The following is a 23,919-nucleotide window of genomic DNA, read 5'->3' as shown; positions in this document are numbered from 1 at the left end:
GCCCCGGAGGCTGGACTGTTCGCCGCCGGGGTGCCATAGTCTCGCCGCCGCCGCCGGCCCGTTCGGTGGCGGGAATCCTGGTTTTTTCGAAGGGGATACGGCTCGGGCATGGGCACCACGATCGGCACTCGGCTTTTCACCTGGCTGCGCGGCGAACTGGTCGGCCGCGACCAGCAGGGCAACCGCTACTACCGCGCCAAGGGCGGCGGCCGCACCCACAAGGATTCCCTGCGCAAGGAACGGCGCTGGGTGATCTACAATGGGGAGGTCGAGGCGAGCCGCGTGCCGCCGGAATGGCACGTGTGGCTGCACCACACCACCGACGCGACCCCGCCGGAGGGTGGCCCCGCGCGGCTGCCCTGGCAGAAGGATCACCTCCCCAACCTGACCGGGACGGACCTCGCCTACCGGCCGCCGGGCCACACCCTGAAGGGAGGCCGCCGCGACGCCGCCACCGGGGACTACGAGCCCTGGACACCCAACTGATTCGCCCGGTTGATTCGCCCAATTGACCCGCCGCGCCGCCGCCGGGCGCCCGGCTGCTTAGTTTAGGATCCGACTGATGCGCAGAAACATAATCGAGACGGTGATGGGCGGCGTGGTGCTGTTCATCGCCGTGGCCTTCGTCGTCTTCGTCTTCCGCACCACCAGCCTCAGCAACGCCGGCAGCGACGGCTATCACGTGCAGGTCAGTTTCGACGACGCCTCCGGCCTCACCACCGGCACCGATGTGCGCATGGCCGGGGTCAAGATCGGCACCGTGACCGCCCAGCGCCTCAACCCGGATACCTATTTCGCCGAGGTCACTCTCGGCATCAGCAACACCGTGCGGCTGCCGAGCGACAGCTCGGCGCGGATCATTCCCGACGGCCTGCTGGGCGGCAACTACGTCGCCCTGGAGCCGGGCGGTGCCGACGACTACATCGCCGACGGCGGCGCGATCCAGTTCGCCCAGGGCTCGATCAACGTGGTCGACTTGCTGGGCCGCTTCATCTTCTCCGCCGCCGACGCCGCCTCCGACCAGACGCCGGACGCGCCGCAATGAGCGCTGCTCCCGCCGATGCTCTCATTGGGGCCGCCCGCTACAGGGCGTGAGGGGACGTAAGGGGGCCGCGAGGTTGCGGCACGGCCCGTCAGACCTTAAATCTTTTGCAGTGAATTTCTGCTGAGGTTCTTCGCGTGACCGCATCCGCCCCCAAGAAGTTCGAAATTCCGGTCTGGAAGCAACCCAACGGATCGCCGCTTTCCTGCCGCGAAAAGATCAAGATTCTCAACGAGAATCTGGAGGAGATCCGCGAAATGGCCCAGGACGCCCTGGAAGACGGCATCCTGATGGGCTGTGACGAGGCGCAGCTGCGCCAGGTGCTGCTGGCCCTGGTCGACTCGCTGGAAAACCCCTACGGGGACCGGAACACAGAGGACCGGTGAACGCCGACCAAAGCCGGCCGAAGCCGGCCAAAGCCGAGCCAAAGCCGGCCAAAGAAGGAACAGACGGTTGAGTTTCGTGATCCGGGCGATCCCGCTTTCCCTTGCATCCTGCCTCGTCTCGGCGGCCCTGGCCGGGCCGGCGGGCGCCATTGCCGGCGACATCGCCGTCTTGCAGGGCCTCGACAAGATCACCGCCCGCATCTCGACCTTCGAGGCGCCGCTGAACCAGCCGGTCCGCTTCGGCTCGCTGGAGATCATCGCGCGGTCCTGCGACAAGAAACCGCCGGAGGAAACCCCGGAGAGCACGGCTTTCCTGGAGATCGTCGACGTCCGCCCGGACTCGCCTTCGGTGGAACTCTTCAAGGGCTGGATGTTCGCCTCCAGCCCCGCCATCTCGGCGCTGGAGCATCCGGTCTATGACGTCTGGGTGGTCGACTGCAAGAAGGCCTCGAGCTCGTCCTCCGAGACCGCTCCGGAATAGAACTCGGCCTGGCCGGAGACCGCCCTTGTGAGCAGCTAAAGCTAGCTGGATAGAACCTTAACTGTAAGGTTATTGGCCTTGATCACATCTTTCAGTGTGTACCGCTTTGACAGTTGTAGCTCGTCAAAGGTACCTTTCTTACAGTACGTGAGTCTTCGATAGTTCGCGCCTACTCCTCTAAACGGAACAGGAAACAAGTTTAGGAATCGCATGTTGGATGTCGATGTAGGGCCGCGGAACCAGCCACCGTCTGTCGGAAATAACAAGTCGTAGCATTCAAGGGCGCGCTGAACCTGGTTTGGTGGTATGCGGGACTTCTCAGCTAGAAGTGCAATCTCCTGCTCTTCGTAGTCGCACAGAAAAAATCCGCCAAAAACCCACATGAACCACTGCCACAGAATTGGATATCTGTGGACGAATGGGTCGTCCTTAATTTCATCTAGTCCCGACCGAAAAGAGCCGGGAAGTGCTTCAAACCAGTCATATGTTGATCCGAAGATTTCCCACTCTTTCTTCGTCCGCTCTTCATCACCCATCCTACTGTACAAGACATAGTCGACCGCAGCTTTTAGAATGGATAAGCGAGCCATATGCTCCACAAAGCACGAAATTTGTAAGTCGTTGTATTCGCAATCGTAGAAGGTACGGTTGAAGTGGTCATTTTCTATCTGGGAAGCGTCGCCGTCAAAGTCCTTTCCAGACATTTCAGCGGAACAACGGGCGCTGAGGCGTGGATACTTCGCATAGAGATCGTAGAGTGATTCAAGTCTCGAAACTATATTTCTGGTAAAGAAAATTCCGCTGGTGAGTTCGTAAAAGTAGTTCCACATCGCATCATATCGATGAGCGTTACCTGGAGATTTTTGAGATGCTTTTAGCTTCTTAAGGAGATTCCGTTCCACCCAGTAGGAAAATCGCCACGTGGATACATCTCTAGAGTCAAGCGGATTGCCATCGGTGTGAGCGGCCAATTGCATTGGTGCTTTCTTAAGGTTTTCCAAAGGCTGTAGGTCGATCCCGAGCGCTTCGGCCCTCTTTTGGATTCGGTCGATGTGGTCTCGATTGCTGAGCGTCACCAACAGTCCATTTGGAATGTTGAGGTAAGTCATCCAGCCGCAAATCTTGAAGACGTCGGAACTGCCCCAGCTGCCAGATTTAGCTTCGACGAGCTTCAAATTTGGAAGCTTATCGTTGTAGTCGGTGGAAATTATGTCGAGCTCAAGAATGTCCACTTTGTCGCGCTCGATGATCTTACGCTCAGTGAAATTTCCACCTGTCTGCAATATGCCGGCGACGAGTTCCTCAAACTCGCTTCCTTTCGGCAATTCTGGTAGTTTAGCCCCTGTCATTCCGATGCTCCCTGTTGGTCGCGAGGGTGGAGAAATCGACAACCGTTGATAGATTGCCAGATTGCCCCATGCAACGGCAACTAGTAGTCATTCCGTGCAAGCGATAGTTGAGATAAGTGCTTGTATATCCGGTCTATGACGTCTGGGTGGTCGACTGCAAGAAGGCCTCCAGCTCGTCCTCCGAGACCGCTCCGGAATAGAATTCGGCCTGGCCGGAGACCGCCTTGGTGAGCAGCCGGCGGTAGTCCTCGCGGGGGATTTCGTAGACCCCGAAGCGGCTCAGGTGCGGCGTGGTGAACTGCGTGTCGAGCAACAGGAATCCACCCTTGCGCAGGCGCAGCACCAGATGGGCGAGGGCCACCTTGCTGGCGTCGGTCGCGCGGCTGAACATCGACTCGCCGAAGAAGGCGGCGCCCAGCGAGACGCCGTAGAGGCCGCCAACAAGCTCGCCGTCGCGCCAGCACTCCACCGAGTGGGCGAAACCCATCTCATAAAGCTCGTTGTAGAGCTGCTCGATCACCGGGTTGATCCAGGTATCCGGGCGGTTCGCCGCCGGCTCGGCGCAGCCCAGGATGACGTCGTGGAAGGCGGTATTGCAGCGCACGTCGAAGACGCCGCGTCGTATCCTGGCGCGTAGCTTGCGCGGCAGGTGGAGGCCGTCGAGCGGCAGGATGCCGCGCATGTCCGGGTCGATCCAATGCAACTCCGGGTCGACACGGCTCTCGGCCATCGGGAAGATCCCGATGGCATAGGCGCGGAGCAGAAGGTCGGGCGTCAGCTGCATGACGCCGAATCATATAATTCTAGGCGGCGCCGGCGACAAACTTTTCCAGCCAGTGGATATCGTAGTCGCCGTTGATGAAGTCCTGCGCCACGATCAGCCGCTGGTGCAGCGGGATCGAGGTGTCGACGCCCACGATGACGAACTCCTCCAGGGCGCGGCGCAGGCGCATCAGGCACTCGTTGCGGGTCTGGCCGTGGACGATCAGCTTGGCGATCAGGCTGTCGTAGGTCGAGGGGATGCGGTAGCCGGCGTAGAGCCCGGAGTCGACGCGCACGCCGAGGCCGCCGGGGGCGTGGTAGTCGGTCACCAGGCCCGGCGAGGGCATGAAGGTCTGTGAATTCTCAGCGTTGATGCGGCACTCGATGGCGTGGCCGGAGAAGGTGATGTCTTTCTGCTTGAGGTCCAGCGGCAGGCCGGCGGCGACGCGGATCTGCTCGCGCACCAGGTCGACGCCGGTGATCGCCTCGGAGATCGGGTGCTCCACCTGCAGGCGGGTGTTCATCTCGATGAAGTAGAACTCGCCGTCTTCATAGAGGAACTCGATGGTGCCGGCGCTGCGGTAGCCGAGATCACGCATCGCTTCGGCGACGCGCGTGCCGATCGCTTCGCGCTCGGCGGCGTTCAGCGCCGGCGAGAGCGCTTCCTCAAGGACCTTCTGGTGGCGGCGCTGCAGCGAGCAGTCGCGCTCACCCAGATGGATCGAGCCGCCCTGGCCGTCGGCCAGCAGCTGGACCTCGATGTGGCGCGGCTTGCCGAGATACTTCTCCATGTAGACTTCGTCGTTGCCGAAGGCGGCCTTGGCTTCCTGGCGGGCGAGGCGATAGGCGGTCTCCACCTCGCCGGCGTTCTGCGCCACCTTCATGCCGCGCCCGCCGCCGCCGGCGGAGGCCTTGATCAACACGGGATAGCCGATGTCGTCGGCGATCCGCCGCGCGTCCTCGGCGGAGATCACCGCCCCGGGCGAGCCGGGGACGACGGGAATGCCGAGTTCCTGCGCGGTCTTCTTGGCGACCACCTTGTCGCCCATCATGGCGATGTGCTTGGGCGAGGGGCCGATGAAGACCATGCCGTGCTCTTCGACCATGGCGGCGAAGTCGGCATTTTCCGACAGGAAACCCACCCCGGGATGGATGGCGTCGGCACCGGTGATGGTGGCGGCGGACAGGATCGCCGGGACGTTGAGATAGCTGTCCTTGCTGGGCGCCGGGCCGATGCAGACCGACTCGTCGGCCAGCCGCACGTGCATGGCGTCCGCATCGGCGGTCGAGTGCACGGCCACCGTCTGGATGCCCATCTCACGGCAGGCCCGGTGGATCCGCAGAGCGATTTCGCCGCGATTGGCGATGAGGATCTTGTCGAACATCGCGCTCAGGCGGGCCTACTCGATGACCAGCAGAGGCTCACCGTACTCCACCGGCTGGCCGTCGCTGATCATGATCTGCTTCACGGTGCCGGCGCGCGGCGAGACCAGCGGATTCATCACCTTCATGGCCTCGATGATCAGCAGGGTCTGGCCTTCGCGGATCTCGTCGCCAACCTTCACAAAGGGCGGCGCGCCGGGCTCGCCGGCGACGTAGACGGTGCCCACCATCGGCGCCGTGATGGCGCCGGCGGGAATCGCCTCGGGCCCGCCGGCGGGCGCGGCCGACCCCGGCGCCGCAGGTGCCGCTGAAGCCACGGGCGCGGCGACGGTGGTCACGCCGGCGTTCTTGGCGACGCGGATGCGGTGGTTGTTGACCTCGTACTCAATCTCGTTGAGTCCGGTTTCCTGCAGCAGGTCCGCCAGCTTGCGGACCAACTCTTCATTGACTTCGAACTTTGCCATCACGTCTCTTGCTCAGCGTTCAGGCGCTGCGCCATCGCGTCGAGAGCCATCAGGTATCCCTGGGACCCCAGACCGCAGATGACGGCGTCTGCTACCTTCGACACATAGGAATGATGCCGGAAAGCTTCGCGCCGATGGATGTTGGAAAGGTGCACCTCGATCAACGGCAGTTCGGCGGCGAGGAGGGCGTCCATGATCGCCACCGAGGTGTGCGTGTAAGCGGCCGGATTGATGACGATCGCGTTGTGACTGTCGCGCGCGTCCTGAATCCAGCCGACCAGCTCTCCTTCGCTGTTCGACTGGCGGAAGGTCACGGCGAGCCCCTTGCTCTTCCCATGGCGGCGGCAGCTTTCCTCGATGTCGCTGAGGGTTTCCCGCCCGTAGACTTCGGGCTGGCGGCTGCCGAGCATGTTCAGATTGGGGCCGTTGAGGATGAGAACTTTCGGCGCCTTGGCCACTTGCGCGTCCCCGTTGATCCAGACCGACAAGCGTTAGCATAGGCGGACCGGCGGGCGCAACGCGCCATTGCCTGCGTCGGGGCGGACAACGGCACGGACTCAGCTCGCCTTGGCACGGATCTCGGCGATCTGGGCGCGCAGCGCCTCCAGGCTGGTGGCGCCGGGGATCATGGTGTCGCCGATGACGAAAGCCGGCGTGCCGGTGATGCCGATGCTCTCGGCCAGCGCGTTGGTGCGCTGCAGCGCCGCCGTAATCGATGGATCCTGCATGTCCTTCTGCAGCGCCTCGGCATCGAGGCCGACCGATTCGGCGACCGCCAGGATTTCGTCGTCGGTGAAACTGCCGCCGTTTTCCATCAGCGCGAAATGGAAAGCCTCGTATTTGCCCTGGCGCTCAGCAGCCAGGGCGGCGCGCGCCGCCTGCACCGACTCGCGGCTGAGGATCGGAAATTCCTTCATCACCACGCGCAGGTTGGAATCTTCCTTGATGAGTGCGGCCAGGGTGTCGGTCATGCGCTTGCAGTAGGGGCAGCGGTAGTCGAAGAACTCGACCAGGGTGACGTCGCCGTCGGGGTTGCCCAACACCGGGTCGGCGGGGTCGGCGACCAATGCCGGACCCGCCGCGTCGAGGGCTTCCTTCAGGCGCTCGGCCTCCAGGGCCTGCTGCTGCTGCTCGTAGCGCTGCAGGGCCTCGACCACGACCTCCGGGTGGGCCAGCAGGTACTCGCGGACCAACTGCTCCACGGCCTCCTTTTCCATGCCGGCCAGGGGACTTGCGGCCTCCTGGGCCCGCGGGGCCTGCGGCAGGGCTGCCAAGCCGAGCGCCAGCGCCATGGCCAGCAGCGGGATCTTCCGGGAGCGGAGAAAGGCGTTTGTTTTCAGCATATTGAAGTTAGCCAGCTTGGGGTTTCGGGGGGCTGCACGCGCTCGCTGGGCGTTGATCCCCTTGCCGAGGTTCAGTGATAGCGGAAAGCGACGGCGTTGCGCAAATCACAGGATGGTCAAGCGAGGGGCCGCAAAATCCGATGGACGCCGTCAGTTCTGCTTTTTCAGCCGGCGCTCCGCCTCATTCTTGAGGTCCTGGGCGCGCAGCCAGGAGGCGGTGTTCTCGGGCAGCAGGCCGGCGGCGTGGTCGGCCCGGTCGCGCGCCTCGACGTACTTGCCGCGCGCCAGGGCGCTCTCGGCAAGGGAGAGGGCGGTCATCGCCTGGTCCCCGAGGCGGCCGTAGGCGATGGCGGAAAGCCGCCAGGCGCCGGCGTTGCTGGGCTCTCGGGCCAGGGTGACGGTCAGGTTCTCCAGCGCCGCCCGGTCCATCTCGCGGCTGTCCAGGGCGATCTGGGCCCTGGCCAGGGCCAGGCGAATCTGCGACGAATCCGGCAGCGACAGCACCGCCGACTGGTACTCCGGCACCGCTTCGGCGACCCGGCCGTGCTCCAGCAGCATCTGGCCCTTCAGTTCACGGAAATAGGGATCGTCGGGCTGCTCGGCCAGCAGGGCGTCGATCTCGGCCAGCGCCTTGTCGATGTCGGGGACCCGGTAGTAGGCGATGGCCCGGGCGTAGCGCGCCGGCAGGTTGGTGTCGCTCAGCGGATACTGGCGCAGCACCTGGTTCAGCGGCTCCAGGAAGCCGATCAGCTTGGCCCGCATGCGATTGTGCAGGACGACCAGTTCGGGGTCCGGCGGCTTGTTGGCGTAGGGCGACTCGCGCATCGCCTGACGCAGGAAGTCGATGCGGTCCTGGGTCAGCGGGTGAGTGCGCAGATAAGGGTCCTGGTTGTTGGTCAGCAGCACTTCCTGGCCGCTCAGCGATTCCATGAAGTTCATCAGGCCCTGGGGCGACTGCTCGGTGGCGCGCAGCAGGTTGACCGCCGCCTGATCGGCCGAGGTTTCCTGGGTGCGGGTGTACTGCAGCAGCCCGCGCAGGGCGATGTCCTGGCCGCCGCTCAGAACCGCCGCGCCGACGCCGGCTTCCCCCGTTGCCAGCGCGGCGCCCAGGCCCAGCAGGTAGGTGGCGATCAGGGTCGCGTAGGTCTGATCCAATGCGGCGCCGCTGCGCGCCAGATGGCCGCCGGAGATATGGCCGGTTTCGTGGGCGATCACGCCGATCACCTCGCCCGGCTCCTTGGTCTCGATTAACAGGCCGGTGTTGATGAACATATTGAGGCCGCCGGCAACAAAAGCGTTGAGTGCGCGGTCCTTTACAAGGTAGAGCGTGATGCCCTGGGGGCTCAGCCCGGCGGCTTGGAACAGTGGCGTGGCATAGATGCGGATGGTATTTTCGATCTCCGCATCGCGAATCAGCTGCATCTGTTCGGCGGCCGCCCGCTGCGGCAGCAGAGGGCCGAACAAGAGCAATAACACGCAGAACAAAGGAATGGGCGGTTTGCGCAAGGGTTTTTTCTCGCCTTTCATCACCATACCTAGCCATCTCTTACGGTTTTTTCAACGTAAGGTATCCCCGCAAGGCCTAAAGGTAGCAGCTCTCCTGGGCATAAGTGTGACGGCCCTGGCCGCCTGCGACGGCGTGCGCGAACCCGGCGTGCTGGCCCCGGTCGAGGGATTCGCCGGCCTGGTCGCCGGCGACGAGCCGCGCGCGGTGACCATCGGGCGCGACGTCCTCGGCAACGGCGGCACCGCCGCCGATGCGGCGGTGGCCATGTACTTCACCATGACCGTGACCCTGCCGTCACGCGTCGGCATCGCCGGGGGCGGCGCCTGCCTGGCCCACAACAGCGGCCTCGGCTTCCAGGAGGGCGATCCCTTCGACGAGGCCTACCTGTTCCTGCCGGATCCGGCCGCGCCGGGCCGTCCGCAGCTGGCCGGGCCGCGCGCCATGGCGGTGCTCCACGCCCGCCATGGCGCCCAGCGCTGGGAGCTGCTGCTCAGCGACGCCGAGCGTCTCGCCCGCGTCGGCACCGGCGCCAGCCGTGCCTTTGTGACCGACCTCGACGCGGCGGCCACCTTCGTCTCGGCCAGTCCGGACCTCAAGGCCGCTTTCTCGAACCGGGCCGGGACGCTGGCCAGCGAGGGCGACGAGATCGTCCGCGCGGAGCTGTCGGGCCTGATCTCCGGGCTGCGCCGCCAGGGCGCCGGCTATCTCTATACCGGCGCCTTTGCCAACCGCTTCGTCGAGGCGGCCAACGGGATCGGCCTGCCGCTGACCGTCCAGGACCTGCGCGAGACGGTGCCCACCGTCACCGCGCCGCTGGCCGTTCCCTACGGCGACAACGTCGCCTACTTCCCGCCGCTGCCGGGCAGCGGCGGGCTGCTGACCGCGCAGATGTGGGGCATGCTGACGGAGGTCGAGAACTACTCCGGCGCCGGGCCGGCGGAGCGCGCCCACCTGCTGGCGGAGGCCGGCCAGCGCGCCTTTGCGGCACGCGGCGGCTGGCTGGGCGGCAGGGGCAATGCTGACGGCGGCAATGCTGACGGCGGCAATGCCGGCAGCGGCGGCGAGCTGGTGTCCGAGGCGGCGCTGGAGCGGCTGATGGCCGGCTACAGCGCGCGCCAGCACACCCCGACCGCAGCCGGGGCGGCGGCGGTGCCCGCGGTTTCCAACCCCTTCACCGCCGGCTTCGTGGTGGCCGACGCGTGGGGCTCGGTGGTCACCTGCAGCTTCACCATGAGCGGCCTGTTCGGCGACGGCCGCACGGTGCCCGGCACCGGCGTCATCCTGCCCAAGGTGGCGGTGCCCGGCGCGGACAACCTGAGCACCGCGATCATCGGCAATCCCTTCAACGGCACGGTGTATTTCGCCGGCACCGCCAGCGGCGGCCTGGCCGCCCCGGCGGCGCTGACGCGCGTCATGCTGGACAGTGTGGAAGGCGGCGGCGACCTGCAGGCGGCGGTGGCGGCGCCACGGGTGGTGAACGTCGGTTCGCCGGACGTTACCTACCACGAGCCGACTCTCGACCCGGCGGTGCTGGCGGGCCTGCGCGAGCGCGGCCACGATCTGCGCGCGGAGTCCGGCGTCGGCCGGGCCAACGCGCTGTTCTGTCCGGAGGGATTGCGCGTCGCGCCCGGCGGCTGCCTGGTCGAGACTGACAAGCGCGGCCACGGCCTCGCCGTCGTCGCGCAGTAGCGGCGGGTCGGGCCCAGTGACGACGGAAGCGCCAATGACGGAAGCGATTCCGCCATGGCGCTGAAGGTCGCCGGCCGCGGCCGCGTGCCGCCCTTCATCGTGATGGACGTCATGCGCGCGGCCAACGAGCGCGAGGCGGCCGGCGGCGACGTGCTGCACCTGGAGGTCGGCCAGCCCGGCACCCCCGCGCCGGACGGCGTGCTGGCGGCGGCCAAGCAGGCCCTGGACGGCCACCTGATCGGCTACACCGATGCCATGGGCATGCCGTCCTTGCGCCGGCGCATCGCGCGGCACTATGAGGACTGGTACGGCACCGCGGTGGATCCCGCCCGCGTCATGGTCACCACCGGCTCCTCGGCGGGCTTCCTGGTCGCCTTCCTGGGCGCCTTCGACCCCGGCGACCGGGTCGCCCTGGCGGCGCCGGGCTATCCGGCCTACCGCAATATCCTGACCGCGCTCGGCGTCGAGCCGGTGCTGCTGCCGGCCGAGGCCGAGCACCGTTTCCAGCCGACGCCGGCGCTGCTCGACCGTCTGCCCAAGCCGCCCGACGGCCTCATCGTCGCCTCGCCGTCCAACCCGGCGGGCACCATGGTCGGGCGCGATGAGATGCGGGCGCTGGTCGACTACTGCCGCGACCACGGCATCCGCCTGGTGTCCGACGAGATCTACCACGGCATCTGCTTCGCCCAGCCCGGCGTCAGCGCGCTGGAGCTCAGCGACGACGCCATCGTCATCAACTCCTTCTCCAAGTACTTCTCGATGACCGGCTGGCGGCTCGGCTGGATGGTGCTGCCGCAAGACCTGCTGCGCCCGGCCGAATGCCTGGGCCAGAACTTCTTCATCTCGGCACCCTGCCTGTCGCAGATCGCGGGGGAGGCGGCCTTCGACTGCGGCGACCAGCTCGACGGCTACGTCGCCGCCTACGCGCGCAACCGCGCGCTGCTGCTGGAGCAACTGCCCAAAGCGGGGCTCGACCGCCTGGCGCCCGCCGACGGCGCCTTCTACATCTACGCCGACGTCTCCGCCCTGACCAACGACAGCGAAGAATTCTGCAAGCGCATGCTCGCCGAGATCGGCGTCGCGGCGACCCCGGGCATCGACTTCGATCCCGACCGCGGGCGGCATTTCGTGCGCTTCTCCTTCGCCGGCCGCGAAGCGGCGATGGCCGAGGCGGCGAAGCGTCTGCAGGGTTGGATCAAGGGCTAGCCTTTCAGCCCTTGGTCCAGATGCGCAGCGGACCGGCCGACTGGAAGCCGGCACGCAGCGCTGCCGTCAGTTCATCGCCGGATTCATATCCGACGACGGGCAGGCCGGGGAAGCGCCGCGCCGCCTCGCGAGGGAGTTCCCGCCAGACGATTTCCGGATCGATCCCGGCGTGAAACACGTTGGACAGGCCGACAACGCCCGCGCCTTCGTTCAATATGCCGCCGCACAGTGGACCGGCGTCGGCGGGTGCGAAGAGAAAGCTCACATCGGGGCGCGCTACCAGGTCTGCGGTGAAGAAGCGCGATGCCTCGGCGGCGGTTGCATCGCCTGCCCAGGCCCGGTGCCAGATCTGCAGATCGGCTTCAGAACGCGCCGTTTCCCAGGACAGCTCTGCCTGGCGTTCCCCCGCATCATCGGCTGGCAGCGGCCACAGGATCCATTCCGCGTCGAACAGGACGCTAAAGCCCAGCCGGTGCAGGTCAAGGCACCGGAAGCTGTCTTTCACCGACCAACCCGAGTGTCGAGGCGATGCGACCAGCGCGGCAATTGCTTCGACCTGCTCCGTGGCCGCTTCGGCGGGCGCCAAGGTGACGACGTCGGGATAGAAGGGCGGCGTGCCGAACCGATTCAGCCAAAGCGTTTCCCCGAACTCGCCAGGAACGCCCTGAGCACGGCAGACGGCATCGCACCACAGGGCGTTGTTCCGTGCCGCCTTCAGAAGCGTTCGTCTCATCATGCGCGCTCAGTCGGGTCGCTCATGCGCACCGCGGCGACGGTGCTTTGCGAGTGCGATGCCGCCGCACAATCATGAAGCTTCCACACACAAAGAAAACGGCCCCCTCCAAGTGAAGGGGGCCGTTCATTGTTTCAGGCTGTCGCGACGTCAGACGAAGCGGTTCCACCAGCCGCGGCGCTTGGGCTGGTCGTCCTCGGCCTTGTCGCTGTGCGGCGGCTCGAGGGTATCGACCTCCTCGCCGGCGGCCTGTTCGGTGGAGGGGGAAGTCCCCGGCGTCGCCGACTCGATCACCACCTTGGGGTCGGTCGCGCTGATGTCGGGCGGCGGTGTGGTCGCGGTCGGCGCAGCGGCGGCCGGCAGCGGTTCGGCTACGTGCTCGGCATGGCTGCCGTTGGTGAAGCTTCCGAACTCTTCGGCCTCTTCCGTGTCCGCCTCGGCCTGCGCTTCCTCGCTTGCCTGAGACACCGCCTCGGCGGGCTCGGAGGCGTCGCCCGACTGGCCGCGGCCACGGCTGCGGCCGCCCCGGTTGCCGCGACTGCGCCGGCGGCCGCGCGGCTTTTCTTCGTCGCCGCCGCTTTCAGCCCGGGCGCCATCCCCGGCGCCGTCGCCGTCGTAGCCTTCACCGTCGGCCGTCTCGGCCGTCTCGGCCTCGTAGGCGTCGCCGCCTTCCGACTCACTGGTGGCTTCGCGGGTCTCGCCCGAGGTTTCGTCGTCGCGGCGGCGCGACCGGCGGCGGCCGCCGCGCTTGCCGCGGCGCTTGCGCTTGCGCTCCGCCTTCTGCTCGTCCTCGCTGGCCTCGGCATCCACGCCGCGCTCGGCTTCCGCCTCGAGCTCGACGTCGGTCTCTTCCTCGTCCACCTCGGTGACGCTGTCGCGGCCGCCCCGGCCACGCGAGTCCGATCCCCGCGCCTCCTGGGGGCGGTCCTCGCGCTCGCCGCCACGATCGTCGTCGCGGCGCCGGCGGCCGCGGCGGCTGCGGCGGCCCCGGCGGCGTTCGCCGTCCTCGCCCTCGGCATCGCCGGCGGCTTCACGCCGGCCCTCGCCACGGCCCTCACTGCGGCCCTCGCTGCGGCCTTCACCACGGTCGTCGCGCCGGCCCTCGCGGCGGTCGTCACGCCGCTCCTCGCGCCGCTCTTCACTGGGCGCGGCGACGCGGCGCTCGGCGATCACGCCGTCACGCTCGATGGTGAAAGCGTCGGTCGCCAGGTGGTCGTCGGTTTCCACCGAGACCTTGAAGTCGTAGCGCTCCTCAATGGCGACCACGTGGTGCCGCTTCTTGTTCAGCAGGTAGAGCGCGACCTGGGTCGGCACGGTCACGCTCATCTCGCCGCCGGGCTCGCGGATGCCTTCCTCCTCCAGCCGGCGCAGCACCTGCAGGGCCAGCGATTCGACGGTGCGCACGCGCCCGTCGCCGCGGCAGTGCGGGCAGGTCTCGGTCGAGCTCTCGAAGAGGCTGGGACGCAGCCGCTGACGCGACATCTCCAGCAGGCCGAAGGGCGAGATGCGGCCCAGCTGGATGCGCGCGCGGTCGTTCTTCAGCGCCTCCTTCAGGCGCCGCTCGACCTCGCGGTTGCGCCGCGATTCCTCCATGTCGATGAAGTCGATGACGATGAGGCCGGCGAGATCGCGCAGGCGCAACTGGCGGCCCACCTCGTCGGCGGCTTCAAGATTGGTCTTCAGCGCCGTTTCTTCGATGTGCCGTTCGCGGGTGGCACGGCCGGAGTTCACGTCGACGGCGACCAGCGCCTCGGTCTGGTTGAACACCAGATAGCCGCCGGAGCGCAGCTGCACCGTGTTGGAGTGCATGGCGTCGAGCTGGCTTTCCACCTGGTAGCGCTGGAACAGCGGGTGGTTGATGTCCTTGTACTGCTGCACCTTCTTGGCATGGCTGGGCGTCAACGACTTCATGAAGTCCTTGGCGGCCTTGTAGCCTTCCTCGCCGTCGACCAGCACCTCGTCCATGTCGCGGCTGTAGAGGTCGCGGATGGCGCGCTTGATGAGGTTCGCTTCCTCGTAGATGAGGGCAGGGGCCGTCGACTGCAGAGTCGACTGGCGGATGCTGTCCCACAGGCGCAGCAGGTACTCGTAGTCGCGGCGGATTTCCAGCTTGGTACGCTGGCTGCCCGCGGTGCGCACGATGACGGCGATGCCCTCCGGGATGTCGAGTTCGGAGAGGATGCCCTTCAGGCGCCGGCGGTCGCTGGCGTTGCTGATCTTGCGGCTGATGCCGCCGCCCTTGTTGGTGTTGGGCATCAGCACGCAGTAGCGGCCCGGCAGCGACAGGTAGGTGGTCAGCGCCGCGCCCTTGTTGCCGCGCTCCTCCTTGGTCACCTGCACCAGCAACACCTGGCGGCGCTTGATGACCTCCTGGATCTTGTAGCGGCGCAGCAGCTGCGCGCGGCGGCGCTGGGCCTCTTCCATCTCGTCGCCGCCGACGGTATCGACGCGCTCCTCGGTCTCGACCTGCTCGGGGTCGCGCGGCGCCTCGGCAGCGGCCGCAACCTCCTCACCGTCTTCGGCTTGTTCTTCGGCTTCGCTACCGTCGTTCCCGGCGGCGGCCTCTGCGGCCTGGGCGTCGTCTTCGGCGCCGTCGGTCGTCTCGGCGCCGTTGTCGTCGTCCTGCTCGGACGAGGCTTCGCTGCGGTCCGCCGCGCCGGCATCTTCCGGCGCCTCGATGGCCGGCAGTTCGTTATCGCCGTAGTCTTGAATCTCGTCGGCCGGTTCGGACTTCAGCGCGGCCTCTTCGGCCAGCAGCGCCTCGCGGTCGGCGATGGGGATGCGGTAGTAGTCGGGATGGATTTCGCTGAACGGCAGGAAACCGTGGCGGTTGCCGCCGTAATCGACGAAGGCCGCCTGCAGGGAGGGTTCTACCCGCGTAATCTTGGCGAGGTAGATATTGCCTTTAAGCTGCTTCCTGGAACTTGTTTCGTAGTCGAAATCCTCAAGTCGATTGCCAGATTGAACCACCACCCGGGTTTCTTCCGGGTGGCTGGCATCGATAAGCATACGTTTGGCCATAAAGGGACAACTCCGGAACGCGCAACGCGGGAACCACGGGGACAGCCTTTCTGTCTCCCGGCCGCGGCGCGAAAGTCTGGGGAACTCGTTTGGTCGACAATTGCGTTGTCTGGACCGTCATCGGAACGAGCATGCTCTCTTTTCCGAGGTCATGGACGGTGCGGCCCGTTTGAACGCGAAGCCGCCGTCAGCGCCTCGACGGCCTGGTCGCTACACATGAAATGAGGGCCAGGCCGTGAATTTGGGGGAGCCACGTAACTGCTATCGTGTCGCTGCTGTCGAAGATAATGAGCTAGCGAGAGCGGCCACGCGGCCCGGTTGTCTGCAATCCCTTGCCCGGAGTCGGCCGCTTGCCCCTTATAGGGGGACCGCGCTCCGCCGACTGCGCGGCTACCACGAAGGGAGCGCCGCAGCCCCGTTGCCACGCCACTAATCAGGGGAAAGGCTCGGGAGGCGAAGAGATTTGCGAGGGCAATAATATCAGGCAACTGCATGGCATACCACCCTCTATTCGCAACGGCGCCCGCAAGGGGCGCGGGGTCGCAACGGCGCCCGCAGAGGGCGCGCTGGCGATGCGGGGGGCGATGCGGGGGCGGATCGCGGCCTTTTGAGCCTCTCCGAGACCCCGCGAGGTTGCGGCGGCGGCCGATACCGCCCATTTTTGCGGGGGTCCTCTCCGCGGGGAAGACGGCGGCTTGGCACCGGCGGCGCGACCGGTTCTAAGGGGCTTGGCCGCGCGGCGGCGATTCGCGTATATCTGGTAGCGTAACCTTAAGCTGCCGCAAAATGTAGGAAAACACCTTGAAGCTTCGGCCTCTCCTGCTGCTTTTGGCCTCCCTCCTAGTACCGGGGCTGATGGGCCTGACGGGCAGCGCGCTGGCGCCGGGCGCGGCCTGGGCTAAGCCGGAAGTGGTCGCCGCCCGCCTCGGCGAGACGCCGGAGCGCACCCGCTTCGTGCTGGAACTGAGCGAGGACCTGCCTTACCGGGTGTTCACCCTGCCGGACCCCTTCCGCGTGGTGCTGGACCTGCCGGAGGTCGCCTGGACCCTGCCGCAGGGCCAGGAACCGCAACCCACCGGCCTGATTACCGGCCTGCGCTTCGGTCTCTTCGCCCCCGGCACCAGCCGGGTGGTGCTGGACGTCAGCGGCCCGGTGCTGCTGCAGAAGGTTTTCGTCATCCCGCCCCGCGAGGGCAAGCCGCACCGCCTGGTCATCGACATCGAACAGGCGACGCGCCAGCAGTATTTCGCCGCCGACGGCAGCGCCACCGGCGAGGCCACCGTGTCCGACGAACCGCTGCCCTCCCTGGGCGACCGGGCAGGCGATGGGGCGGGCGGCCAGCAGGCGACCCTGCCGCCGGGGGTGCCGCCGCTGCCGCAGCCCAAGCCTTCCGATGCCCGCCCGGTCGTGGTGATCGATCCCGGCCACGGGGGCGTCGATCCCGGCGCCGTGGGGGTGTCCGGCGTCTACGAGAAGAACCTCACCCTCGACTACGGCCTCGCCCTGAAGCGGGCGCTGGAGGCCACCGGCCGCTACCGGGTGGTGATGACACGCGACAAGGACCTGTTCCTGAAACTGCGCGAGCGCATCCGGGTGGCCCAGGAGGCCAAGGGGGACCTGTTCCTCTCGCTGCATGCCAATGTGCACGCTTCCGGCCAGATCCGCGGCGCCTCGATCTATACGCTGTCGGAGACCGCCTCGGACCAGGAGGCCGCGGCCCTGGCCGCGGCGGAGAACGCCGCCGACGTCCTGGCCGGCGTCGATCTGACCGACCAGACGGGCGATGTTAGGAATATCCTCATTGACCTGGCCCAGCGCGAGACCATGAATCTGTCCAAGAAGTTCGCCAACGACCTGGTGCAGGAGGTCGGGCAGGAGACCAAGCTGCTGCGCAACACGCACCGCTTCGCCGGCTTCGCGGTCCTGAAATCCCCGGTGGTGCCGTCGGTGCTGTTCGAGATCGGCTACATGTCGAACCGCCAGGAGGAGCGCCTGCTGCGCGACCCGACCCACCGCAGCAAGATAATCGACTCGATTATTCGGGCCACTGACGGCTATTTTGAACGGCAGAAGGCGGCCAGCCGGACCTGACGGGGCCGGCCCTTGAGGTCCGGTTGCGGCCGAGGGAACCGCTGCGGCGCCAGGGGGTTACCTCCGGAGCGCGCGCAGCGGGGAACCACAGGACCGCCACATTTGGGTGCCATAGTGCGTAATTGGGACCGCAGCCGGACCGTTATCCTGGCGGATCGCCCGAGACGGAGCGTGGCGGCTGAACGGCGACATTCAGGGTTGCATTCGCGGTTGAGGTTCCTTAACGCCTCTTGCCGTAGCATGCCGGCCCTGAACGGGGCGGCCCTGAGCGCGGAATCCGGGGCGGGCCGAAGGGCCCGGCAGCGTTGGCCGGCGGAGATCAGAGCGTGAGAAGAGCTTTCAAAGTACTGGGCGTCGTGCTCGGCCTTTGCGTGGTCATGGCGATCATCGGGGCCGGTGGCCTGGTGTACGTCTTTTACCACTTCGGCCGCGGCCTGCCGGAGTACAGCCAGCTCGCCGACTACGCGCCGCCCACGGTGACCCGCGTCCACGCCGGCGACGGCAGCCTGCTGGCCGAGTACGCGACGGAAAAGCGCGTCTTCGTTCCGATCGAGGCGATCCCGCGGCGCGTGGTCAACGCCTTCCTCTCCGCCGAGGACAAGAACTTCTACGAACATCCCGGCGTCGACTTCACGTCGGTGGCGCGCGCGGTGGTCACCAACATCGCCAATCTGGCCACCAACCGCCGGCCGGTCGGGGCCTCGACCATCACCCAGCAGGTCGCCAAGAACTTCCTGCTGACCAACGAGGTCTCCTACGAGCGCAAGATCAAGGAGGCCATCCTGGCCTTCCGCATCGAGCAGGCCTTTACCAAGGAAACGATCCTCGAGCTGTACCTGAACGAGATCTACCTCGGCTTCGGCTCCTACGGGGTGGCCGCGGCGGCGCTCAACTACTTCAACAAATCGCTCGACGAACTGACCATCGCCGAGGCCGCTTACCTGGCGGCGCTGCCCAAGGCGCCCAACAACTACCACCCCGTCTACAAGCACGAGGCGGCGGTGGCGCGGCGCAACTGGGTTGTCGGCCGCATGGCCGAGGACGGCCGTATCGGCGCCGCCGATGCCGAGGCGGCGATTGAAGAGCCGCTGATCGTGCACCGGCGCGACGAGGCCGAGGTGGTGAAGGCGGAGTACTTCGCCGAGGAGACCCGGCGCGAGCTGGCGCGGCTCTACGGCGATGAAAGCCTCTACACCGGCGGCCTCTCGGTGCGCACGACCCTCGACCCGCACCTGCAGGACATCGCCAACCGTGTGCTGCGCGAGGGCCTGATCGACTACGACCGCCGCCACGGCTGGCGCGGCCCGCTGCAGCAGATCGCCATCGGCGAGGGCGTCGACCTGATGTCGCGCCTGCAGGAGATCGAGCGGCCGGTCGGCATCGACGGCAGCTGGCAGCTCGCCGCCGTGGTGTCGACCGACGCCAAGCAGGCGGAGATCATGCTGTCCGACGGCAACGCCGGCCACATCCCGATGGACGCGCTGAAGTGGGCGCGCAAGTGGATCGAAGGCCAGCGCATCGGCAACGAGCCGAAAAAGCCGGGCGAGGTGCTGCAGGCCGGCGACGTCGTGCTGGTCGAAGCCCTCCAGGCTGATAGCGAAGAAGGCGACCAGGCGGCGGCGGCGGACAGCTACGCGCTGCGCCAGATCCCCGACGTGAACGGCGGCCTGGTGGCGCTCGACCCGCATACCGGGCGGGTGCTGGCCATGGCTGGCGGCTTCGCCTATGACCGCAGCGAGTTTAACCGCGTGACACAGGCCAAGCGGCAGCCCGGCTCGGCCTTCAAGCCCTTCGTTTATCTGGCCGGGCTCGACAGCGGCTTCACGCCGGCGACCCGCATCCTCGACGCCCCCTTCGTGCTCGACCAGGGCCCCGGCCTCGGCAAGTGGAAGCCGTCGAACTACTCCAAGGAATTCTATGGCCCGACGGCGATGCGGGTCGGCATCGAGAAGTCGCGCAACCTGATGACCGTGCGGCTGGCGCAGACCATCGGCATGGAGAAGGTGGCCGAGTACGCGCGCCGCTTCGGCGTCATCGAGAACCTCGAGCCGGTGCTGGCGATGTCGCTCGGCGCCGGCGAGACCACCCTCATGCAGATCACCACGGGCTACGCCATGATGGTGAACGGCGGCAAGCGCATCGCGCCGACCCTGATCGACCGCGTACAGGACCGCCACGGCCGCACCATTTACCGGCACGATACGCGCGAATGCCCCGACTGCCGGGTCGAGGCCTGGCACGAGCAGGCGCCGCCGGCGCTGCCGGACGAGCGCGAGCAGGTTGTCGATCCGGCCTCGGCCTACCAGATCGTCGGCATGCTGCAGGGCGTGGTCCAGCGCGGCACCGGCCGGCGCATCGCCGAACTGGGCATGCCGCTGGCCGGCAAGACCGGCACCACCAACGACAACTACGACACCTGGTTCGTCGGCTTCAGCCCGGACCTCGCGGTCGGCGTATTCGTCGGCTTCGACGAGCCGAAGACCCTGGGGCCCAACGACACCGGCTCCAACGTCGCCGCGCCGCTGTTCAAGGACTTCATGGCCGAGGCGCTGACCCAGGAGGACGCCGTGCCGTTCCGTATCCCGCCGGGCATCCGCATGGTGCGGATCAACGCGGAGACCGGCCAGCTCGCCCGCCCGGGCGACAGCAACGTCGTGCTGGAGGCTTTCAAGCCCGGCACCGAGCCGACCGGGCGCGAGGTGGTGATCGACGGCGGCTACAACCCCTCGACCGGCAGCACCGCGGCCAGCGGCACCGGCGGCCTCTACTGACCGCTCCCGCGCGGCCGGCGGCGGCCCGGCGTTTCTAGCTCTGTACGGCTGCCCCCCAAATCCGATACAAAAGCCTGCAGCAACCGGCCGCCTTCGCCTAACGCGGGTGCGCGCCTCAGTCTTTGTCCCAAGGAGTGCCCATGCGCGCCGAAATTCAAGCGGTGGCCGACGAGATTCGTCAGTCGTTGACCCTGCTGAGGAGGCATCTTTGACGTCGATGCCGCCACCCTGCGTCTCGACGAGCTGAACGCCGAAGCCGAGAATCCCGACCTGTGGAACGATACCGAGCGGGCCCAGAAGGTGATGCGCGAGCGCACCCATCTGGAGCATTCGCTGAAGGAGTACCACGGCATCGAGCACGAGCTGGAGGACGCCCTGACGCTGGCCGAGCTCGGCGAGGCCGAGGATGACGAGGCCAGCATCGACGAGGCGCAGAGCCAGCTCGACGCCCTTCAGGCGCGCGTCGCCAAGCGCCAGCTGGAAAGCCTGCTGTCCGGCGAGGCCGACGGCAACGACGCCTACCTGGAAGTGAACGCCGGCGCCGGCGGCACCGAGGCGCAGGACTGGGCGCAGATGCTGCTGCGCATGTACGTGCGCTGGGCCGAGCAGCACGGCTACAAGGTGGAATGGCTGGAAGAGAGCGCGGGCGAGGAAGCCGGCATCAAGTCGGCCTCGGTGAAGGTGATCGGGCCGAACGCCTACGGCTGGCTGAAGACCGAGTCGGGCGTCCACCGCCTGGTGCGCATCTCGCCCTTCGACTCCCAGGCGCGCCGCCACACCTCCTTTGCCTCGGTCTGGGTCTATCCGGTGGTCGACGACACCATCGAGATCGAGGTGCTGGACAAGGACGTGCGCATCGACACCTACCGCGCCTCCGGTGCCGGCGGCCAGCATATCAACAAGACCGATTCCGCGATCCGCATCACCCATATGCCGACCGGCATCGTGGTGCAGTGCCAGAGCGACCGATCGCAGCACAAGAACCGCGCCCAGGCGTGGAACATGCTGCGCGCGCGCCTCTACGAGCACGAGCTGCAGAAGCGCGAGGAAGCGGCGCAGGCCGAGGCGGACTCCAAGACCGACATCGGGTGGGGCCACCAGATCCGCTCCTACGTGCTGCAGCCCTACCAGATGGTCAAGGACCTGCGCACGGCGGTGGAAAAGGGCAATGCCCAGGGCGTGCTGGACGGCGACATCGACGATTTCCTCGAGGCCTCGCTGGCCTCGCGGCTGGATGGGGGCAGCGGCTCGGGCGCCGACGCCTAGAGGAGAGGGGCTGCCGGAGCGGTAACGCGGCGCTGAACCGGCATGGGGGACTGAGACTTGCGCATTCCACGTTCGGGGGTCAGCGGCATCGTCAATCCGGCCTTCCCGGGGCGCATGGCCTCGCTGATGATGTCGCTGCTCTACCAGTTCGACCAGACCCAGTGGCTGACGCCCGACGAGCTGTTCTTCCACCAGGCCCGCCAGCTGCGCCTGCTGTTCCAGCATGCCGCGGCGACGGTGCCGTTCTATCAGCAGCGCTTCGCTGCCGCCGGCGTCGATCCGCAGGCCCCGGTGACGCGCGAGACCCTCGCGCGCCTGCCGGTCCTGCAGCGCACCGAGCTGCAGGGCGCAGGCGATGCGATGAACACCACGGCGCTGCCGCAGTCGCACGGCAAGCGCCATGCGATCGAGACTTCCGGCTCCACCGGCCGTCCGCTGCGCCTCTTCGGAACCGAAGTCACCGGCATCTTCTGGCGCGCCTGCGTGATGCGCGAGCACCTCTGGCAGGAACGCGATTTCAGCCGCAAGCTGGCGGCGATCCGCTGGGTGCGCCAGGGAGCGGCGATGCCGCCGGCCGGCGTCCGCAGCGAGAGTTGGGGGCCCGCCTCGGGCTCGATCTACCCGACCGGGCCGGCGGTGCTGCTCAACATCGGCAGCGAGCCGCGCGAGCAGGTCGCCTGGCTGCAGCGGGAGACCCCGGACTACCTCATCTCCTTCCCGTCGAACCTCGCCGCGCTCGCCAGCTACTGCCTGGCGCACGGCATCGCGCTCTCCAACCTGAAACAGGTGATGACGGTCGGCGAGACGGTGACGGGCAAGGTCCGCAGGATCGTGGACGAGGCCTGGGGCGTGCCGCTGAAGGACTCCTACAGCTGCGAGGAAGCCGGCTATCTCGCCATCCAGTGCCCGCAACACGACGTCTACCACGTGCAGTCGGAAAGCGTCCTGCTGGAGATCGTCGACGAGGCGGGGCGCGCCTGCCAGCCCGGCGAGGTCGGCCGCGTGCTGGTCACCAGCCTGCATAACTTCGCGACGCCGCTGATCCGCTACGAGCTGGGCGACTACGCCGAGGCTGGCGGCGCCTGCGCCTGCGGGCGCGGCCTGCCGGTGGTGACGCGCGTGCCGGGGCGCAAACGCAACCGGCTGATCCTGCCGGACGGCCGATCGGGGTTTCCCGACCCGGGCGCGCAGGCGGACTTTCGCGGCCTCGGCACCAAGGTGCGCGAATACCAGTATATCCAGCGCAGCGTCGCCCTGATCGAGAAGCTGATGGTGGTGTCGCAGCCGCTGACGCCGCAGGAGGAGGCCGCCGAGAAGGCCCTCGTCGCGAAGATCTTCGGCGACATCTTCGAGGTGAAGCTGACCTACCTGGACGCGCTTCCCAAACGCGGTGCGGGCAAGTTCGAGGCGTTCATCTCCGAAGTCGAAGCCTAGCTCGGCTAGAGCGCCTCAGGCGGCTTTGCGCGTCGCCAGGAAGATGCCCGGCAGCACCAGAGCGGCCCCCAGCAGGTGATAGCTGTGCAGTTCCTCGCCCAGCAGCAGGTAGGCCAGCACGCCGTTGTAGACGGGGATCAGGTACATCAGCAGGCTGGTCGGGCCCGCGCCGAGGATGCGCTGCACCAGGGCATAGACCTGGTAGGCGCCGAAGGAGGCGACGACGGCGAGGAAGCCGACGGTGGCGAAGGAGCGGGCGTCCCACAGCGGCAGCGCGCCGGAAAGACCCTCGGCCACGGTGAAGGGCAGCAGGATCAGGATGCCCCCGCCGGCGATGGCAGCGAAGCGCGCCATCATCGGCAGGGCCGAGGGCCGGTGGCGCAGCAGCACGGCGTAGAAGGCCCAGCCCGCCATCGCCGCGACGATCCAGAGATCGCCGGGCGCGAAGCTGAGCGAGAGCAGCACCGCCAGCTCGCCGCGGCAGACGATCGCCACCACACCCGCGAGCGACAGCAGGATGCCGGCGCCCTGCAGCAGGCCCAGGGCTTCGCCGTAGAACACGCGGGCGAGCACGACGATGAGAATCGGCGAGGCGGCGTAGATGAGCCCGATGTTGGTGGCCGAGGTGGTGTCGGCGCCGATGTAGACGAAGGCGCCGCAGACCCCCATGCCCAGCGCCCCCAGCACCAGGACGTCGCGCCATTCCGCAACGATGGCGGCGCGGTAGCGCCACAGGGTGCCGGCGGTGAACGGCAGCAGCAGCACGAAGGTGGCGCTCCAGCGCCAGAAGGCGAGCGCCACCGGTGGGAAGAAGTCGTGGGTGGCGCGCGCCGTCAGCATGTTGGAGGCAAAGAGCGCCGGGGCGACGAACAGCAGGATCAGGGCAAGCCGACGCTCGCTGAGGCCGAACCAGGTCGTCGTCTGCCGCGCCGGGTCGCGGGTGCTGTCTTCTGCCGTCATCGTGGGTTCAGCCTGTAGCGGCTGCCAACCG

At 67.2% G+C, this 23,919-nt stretch carries 20 protein-coding genes; 10 read left to right on the top strand and 10 right to left on the bottom strand.

Translation table 11 applies throughout. From position 1 onward, the window contains the following. Positions 1 to 108: 108 nt before the first annotated feature. The 4 genes from WDC82_RS10760 to WDC82_RS10745 all read left to right on the top strand — a co-directional run bounded on the left by WDC82_RS10760 (position 109) and on the right by WDC82_RS10745 (position 1,909). On the top strand, positions 109 to 486 hold the full coding sequence (locus WDC82_RS10760) for an NADH:ubiquinone oxidoreductase subunit NDUFA12 (protein ID WP_340117302.1): 378 nt from the start codon (positions 109 to 111) through the stop codon (positions 484 to 486). 76 nt (positions 487 to 562) lie between these two features. After that, complete coding sequence (mlaD, locus tag WDC82_RS10755; RefSeq protein ID WP_340117301.1) at positions 563 to 1,045, top strand: outer membrane lipid asymmetry maintenance protein MlaD; 483 nt, start codon at positions 563 to 565, stop codon at positions 1,043 to 1,045. Between the two features lie 134 nt (positions 1,046 to 1,179). Next, positions 1,180 to 1,428 (top strand): hypothetical protein, encoded by a 249-nt coding sequence (locus WDC82_RS10750; RefSeq protein WP_340117300.1) that lies wholly within the window; start codon positions 1,180 to 1,182, stop codon positions 1,426 to 1,428. Positions 1,429 to 1,504: 76 nt separating this feature from the next. Then, entirely contained in the window at positions 1,505 to 1,909 is a 405-nt protein-coding gene (locus tag WDC82_RS10745; RefSeq protein ID WP_340117773.1) for a DUF2155 domain-containing protein, read from the top strand. A 41-nt stretch (positions 1,910 to 1,950) separates the two neighbouring features. Here WDC82_RS10745 and WDC82_RS10740 read toward each other — a convergent pair whose 3' ends face one another. The 7 genes from WDC82_RS10740 to WDC82_RS10710 form a co-directional block, all read right to left on the bottom strand. Beyond that, on the bottom strand, positions 1,951 to 3,258 hold the full coding sequence (locus WDC82_RS10740) for a hypothetical protein (protein ID WP_340117299.1): 1,308 nt from the start codon (positions 3,256 to 3,258) through the stop codon (positions 1,951 to 1,953). A gap of 133 nt (positions 3,259 to 3,391) precedes the next feature. Next, a complete protein-coding gene (gene aat, locus WDC82_RS10735; RefSeq protein ID WP_340117298.1) occupies positions 3,392 to 4,042 on the bottom strand; it encodes a leucyl/phenylalanyl-tRNA--protein transferase in 651 nt (216 codons plus the stop codon). Between the two features lie 19 nt (positions 4,043 to 4,061). Then, complete coding sequence (gene accC / locus WDC82_RS10730) at positions 4,062 to 5,405, bottom strand: acetyl-CoA carboxylase biotin carboxylase subunit (RefSeq protein WP_340117297.1); 1,344 nt, start codon at positions 5,403 to 5,405, stop codon at positions 4,062 to 4,064. Between the two features lie 15 nt (positions 5,406 to 5,420). Continuing rightward, a complete protein-coding gene (locus WDC82_RS10725) occupies positions 5,421 to 5,867 on the bottom strand; it encodes an acetyl-CoA carboxylase biotin carboxyl carrier protein subunit (RefSeq protein ID WP_340117296.1) in 447 nt (148 codons plus the stop codon). Further along, entirely contained in the window at positions 5,867 to 6,325 is a 459-nt protein-coding gene (gene aroQ / locus WDC82_RS10720) for a type II 3-dehydroquinate dehydratase (RefSeq protein WP_340117295.1), read from the bottom strand. The genes WDC82_RS10725 and aroQ overlap by 1 nt, the downstream gene beginning before the upstream one ends. 99 nt (positions 6,326 to 6,424) lie before the next feature. Next, positions 6,425 to 7,210: a DsbA family protein gene (locus WDC82_RS10715; RefSeq protein WP_340117294.1), complete on the bottom strand. Its 786-nt coding sequence runs from the start codon at positions 7,208 to 7,210 to the stop codon at positions 6,425 to 6,427. A 150-nt stretch (positions 7,211 to 7,360) separates the two neighbouring features. Continuing rightward, positions 7,361 to 8,632, bottom strand: coding sequence for a M48 family metalloprotease (locus WDC82_RS10710; RefSeq protein WP_340117293.1), 1,272 nt, complete (start codon positions 8,630 to 8,632; stop codon positions 7,361 to 7,363). Positions 8,633 to 8,822: 190 nt separating this feature from the next. On the opposite strand from WDC82_RS10710, the gene WDC82_RS10705 reads away from it, so the two are divergent. Both WDC82_RS10705 and WDC82_RS10700 read left to right on the top strand, forming a co-directional pair. Beyond that, positions 8,823 to 10,406: a gamma-glutamyltransferase gene (locus tag WDC82_RS10705; protein ID WP_340117292.1), complete on the top strand. Its 1,584-nt coding sequence runs from the start codon at positions 8,823 to 8,825 to the stop codon at positions 10,404 to 10,406. 54 nt (positions 10,407 to 10,460) lie between these two features. Then, on the top strand, positions 10,461 to 11,612 hold the full coding sequence (locus tag WDC82_RS10700; RefSeq protein ID WP_340117291.1) for an aminotransferase class I/II-fold pyridoxal phosphate-dependent enzyme: 1,152 nt from the start codon (positions 10,461 to 10,463) through the stop codon (positions 11,610 to 11,612). A gap of 4 nt (positions 11,613 to 11,616) precedes the next feature. Here WDC82_RS10700 and WDC82_RS10695 read toward each other — a convergent pair whose 3' ends face one another. Beyond that, positions 11,617 to 12,348: a hypothetical protein gene (locus WDC82_RS10695; RefSeq protein WP_340117290.1), complete on the bottom strand. Its 732-nt coding sequence runs from the start codon at positions 12,346 to 12,348 to the stop codon at positions 11,617 to 11,619. 147 nt (positions 12,349 to 12,495) lie between these two features. After that, on the bottom strand, positions 12,496 to 15,366 hold the full coding sequence (locus WDC82_RS10690) for a ribonuclease E/G (RefSeq protein WP_340117289.1): 2,871 nt from the start codon (positions 15,364 to 15,366) through the stop codon (positions 12,496 to 12,498). Between the two features lie 801 nt (positions 15,367 to 16,167). Between WDC82_RS10690 and WDC82_RS10685 the strand changes: the two genes are divergently transcribed. From WDC82_RS10685 to WDC82_RS10670, 4 genes are all read left to right on the top strand, one after another. Continuing rightward, complete coding sequence (locus WDC82_RS10685) at positions 16,168 to 17,457, top strand: N-acetylmuramoyl-L-alanine amidase (protein WP_340117288.1); 1,290 nt, start codon at positions 16,168 to 16,170, stop codon at positions 17,455 to 17,457. Positions 17,458 to 17,834: 377 nt separating this feature from the next. Next, positions 17,835 to 20,228, top strand: coding sequence for a penicillin-binding protein 1A (locus WDC82_RS10680; RefSeq protein WP_340117772.1), 2,394 nt, complete (start codon positions 17,835 to 17,837; stop codon positions 20,226 to 20,228). A gap of 140 nt (positions 20,229 to 20,368) precedes the next feature. Next, positions 20,369 to 21,494, top strand: a protein-coding gene (prfB, locus tag WDC82_RS10675) for a peptide chain release factor 2 (RefSeq protein WP_340117287.1) whose coding sequence is annotated in 2 segments (ribosomal slippage) — positions 20,369 to 20,437 and positions 20,439 to 21,494 — 1,125 coding nt in all. Because the reading frame shifts where the segments join, the coding sequence is not laid out codon by codon here. Positions 21,495 to 21,551: 57 nt separating this feature from the next. Beyond that, on the top strand, positions 21,552 to 22,928 hold the full coding sequence (locus WDC82_RS10670) for a hypothetical protein (protein WP_340117286.1): 1,377 nt from the start codon (positions 21,552 to 21,554) through the stop codon (positions 22,926 to 22,928). A gap of 15 nt (positions 22,929 to 22,943) precedes the next feature. Here the strand turns inward: WDC82_RS10670 and WDC82_RS10665 are convergent, their stop codons facing one another. Continuing rightward, the gene (locus WDC82_RS10665) at positions 22,944 to 23,888 is read right to left on the bottom strand and encodes a DMT family transporter (RefSeq protein ID WP_340117285.1); all 945 of its coding nucleotides are present in this window, start codon (positions 23,886 to 23,888) and stop codon (positions 22,944 to 22,946) included. Between the last annotated feature and the right edge of the window lie 31 nt (positions 23,889 to 23,919).

It is taken from the genome of Pelagibius sp. 7325, from assembly GCF_037652055.1.
GTDB lineage: Bacteria > Pseudomonadota > Alphaproteobacteria > Kiloniellales > Kiloniellaceae > Pelagibius.
This window is presented reverse-complemented; position numbering and strand designations above follow the sequence as displayed.

Bases quoted from the DNA above. Each gene is read 5' to 3' on its own strand.
- aat (WP_340117298.1), bottom strand. From the start codon at position 4,042: ATGCAGCTGACGCCCGACCTTCTGCTCCGCGCCTATGCCATCGGGATC.
- WDC82_RS10725 (WP_340117296.1), bottom strand. From the start codon at position 5,867: ATGGCAAAGTTCGAAGTCAATGAAGAGTTGGTCCGCAAGCTGGCGGAC.
- WDC82_RS10760 (WP_340117302.1), top strand. From the start codon at position 109: ATGGGCACCACGATCGGCACTCGGCTTTTCACCTGGCTGCGCGGCGAA.
- WDC82_RS10665 (WP_340117285.1), bottom strand. From the start codon at position 23,888: ATGACGGCAGAAGACAGCACCCGCGACCCGGCGCGGCAGACGACGACC.
- WDC82_RS10740 (WP_340117299.1), bottom strand. From the start codon at position 3,258: ATGACAGGGGCTAAACTACCAGAATTGCCGAAAGGAAGCGAGTTTGAG.
- WDC82_RS10715 (WP_340117294.1), bottom strand. From the start codon at position 7,210: ATGCTGAAAACAAACGCCTTTCTCCGCTCCCGGAAGATCCCGCTGCTG.
- WDC82_RS10690 (WP_340117289.1), bottom strand. From the start codon at position 15,366: ATGGCCAAACGTATGCTTATCGATGCCAGCCACCCGGAAGAAACCCGG.
- WDC82_RS10700 (WP_340117291.1), top strand. From the start codon at position 10,461: ATGGCGCTGAAGGTCGCCGGCCGCGGCCGCGTGCCGCCCTTCATCGTG.
- accC (WP_340117297.1), bottom strand. From the start codon at position 5,405: ATGTTCGACAAGATCCTCATCGCCAATCGCGGCGAAATCGCTCTGCGG.
- WDC82_RS10710 (WP_340117293.1), bottom strand. From the start codon at position 8,632: ATGCAGCTGATTCGCGATGCGGAGATCGAAAATACCATCCGCATCTAT.
- WDC82_RS10680 (WP_340117772.1), top strand. From the start codon at position 17,835: ATGGCGATCATCGGGGCCGGTGGCCTGGTGTACGTCTTTTACCACTTC.
- WDC82_RS10695 (WP_340117290.1), bottom strand. From the start codon at position 12,348: ATGATGAGACGAACGCTTCTGAAGGCGGCACGGAACAACGCCCTGTGG.
- mlaD (WP_340117301.1), top strand. From the start codon at position 563: ATGCGCAGAAACATAATCGAGACGGTGATGGGCGGCGTGGTGCTGTTC.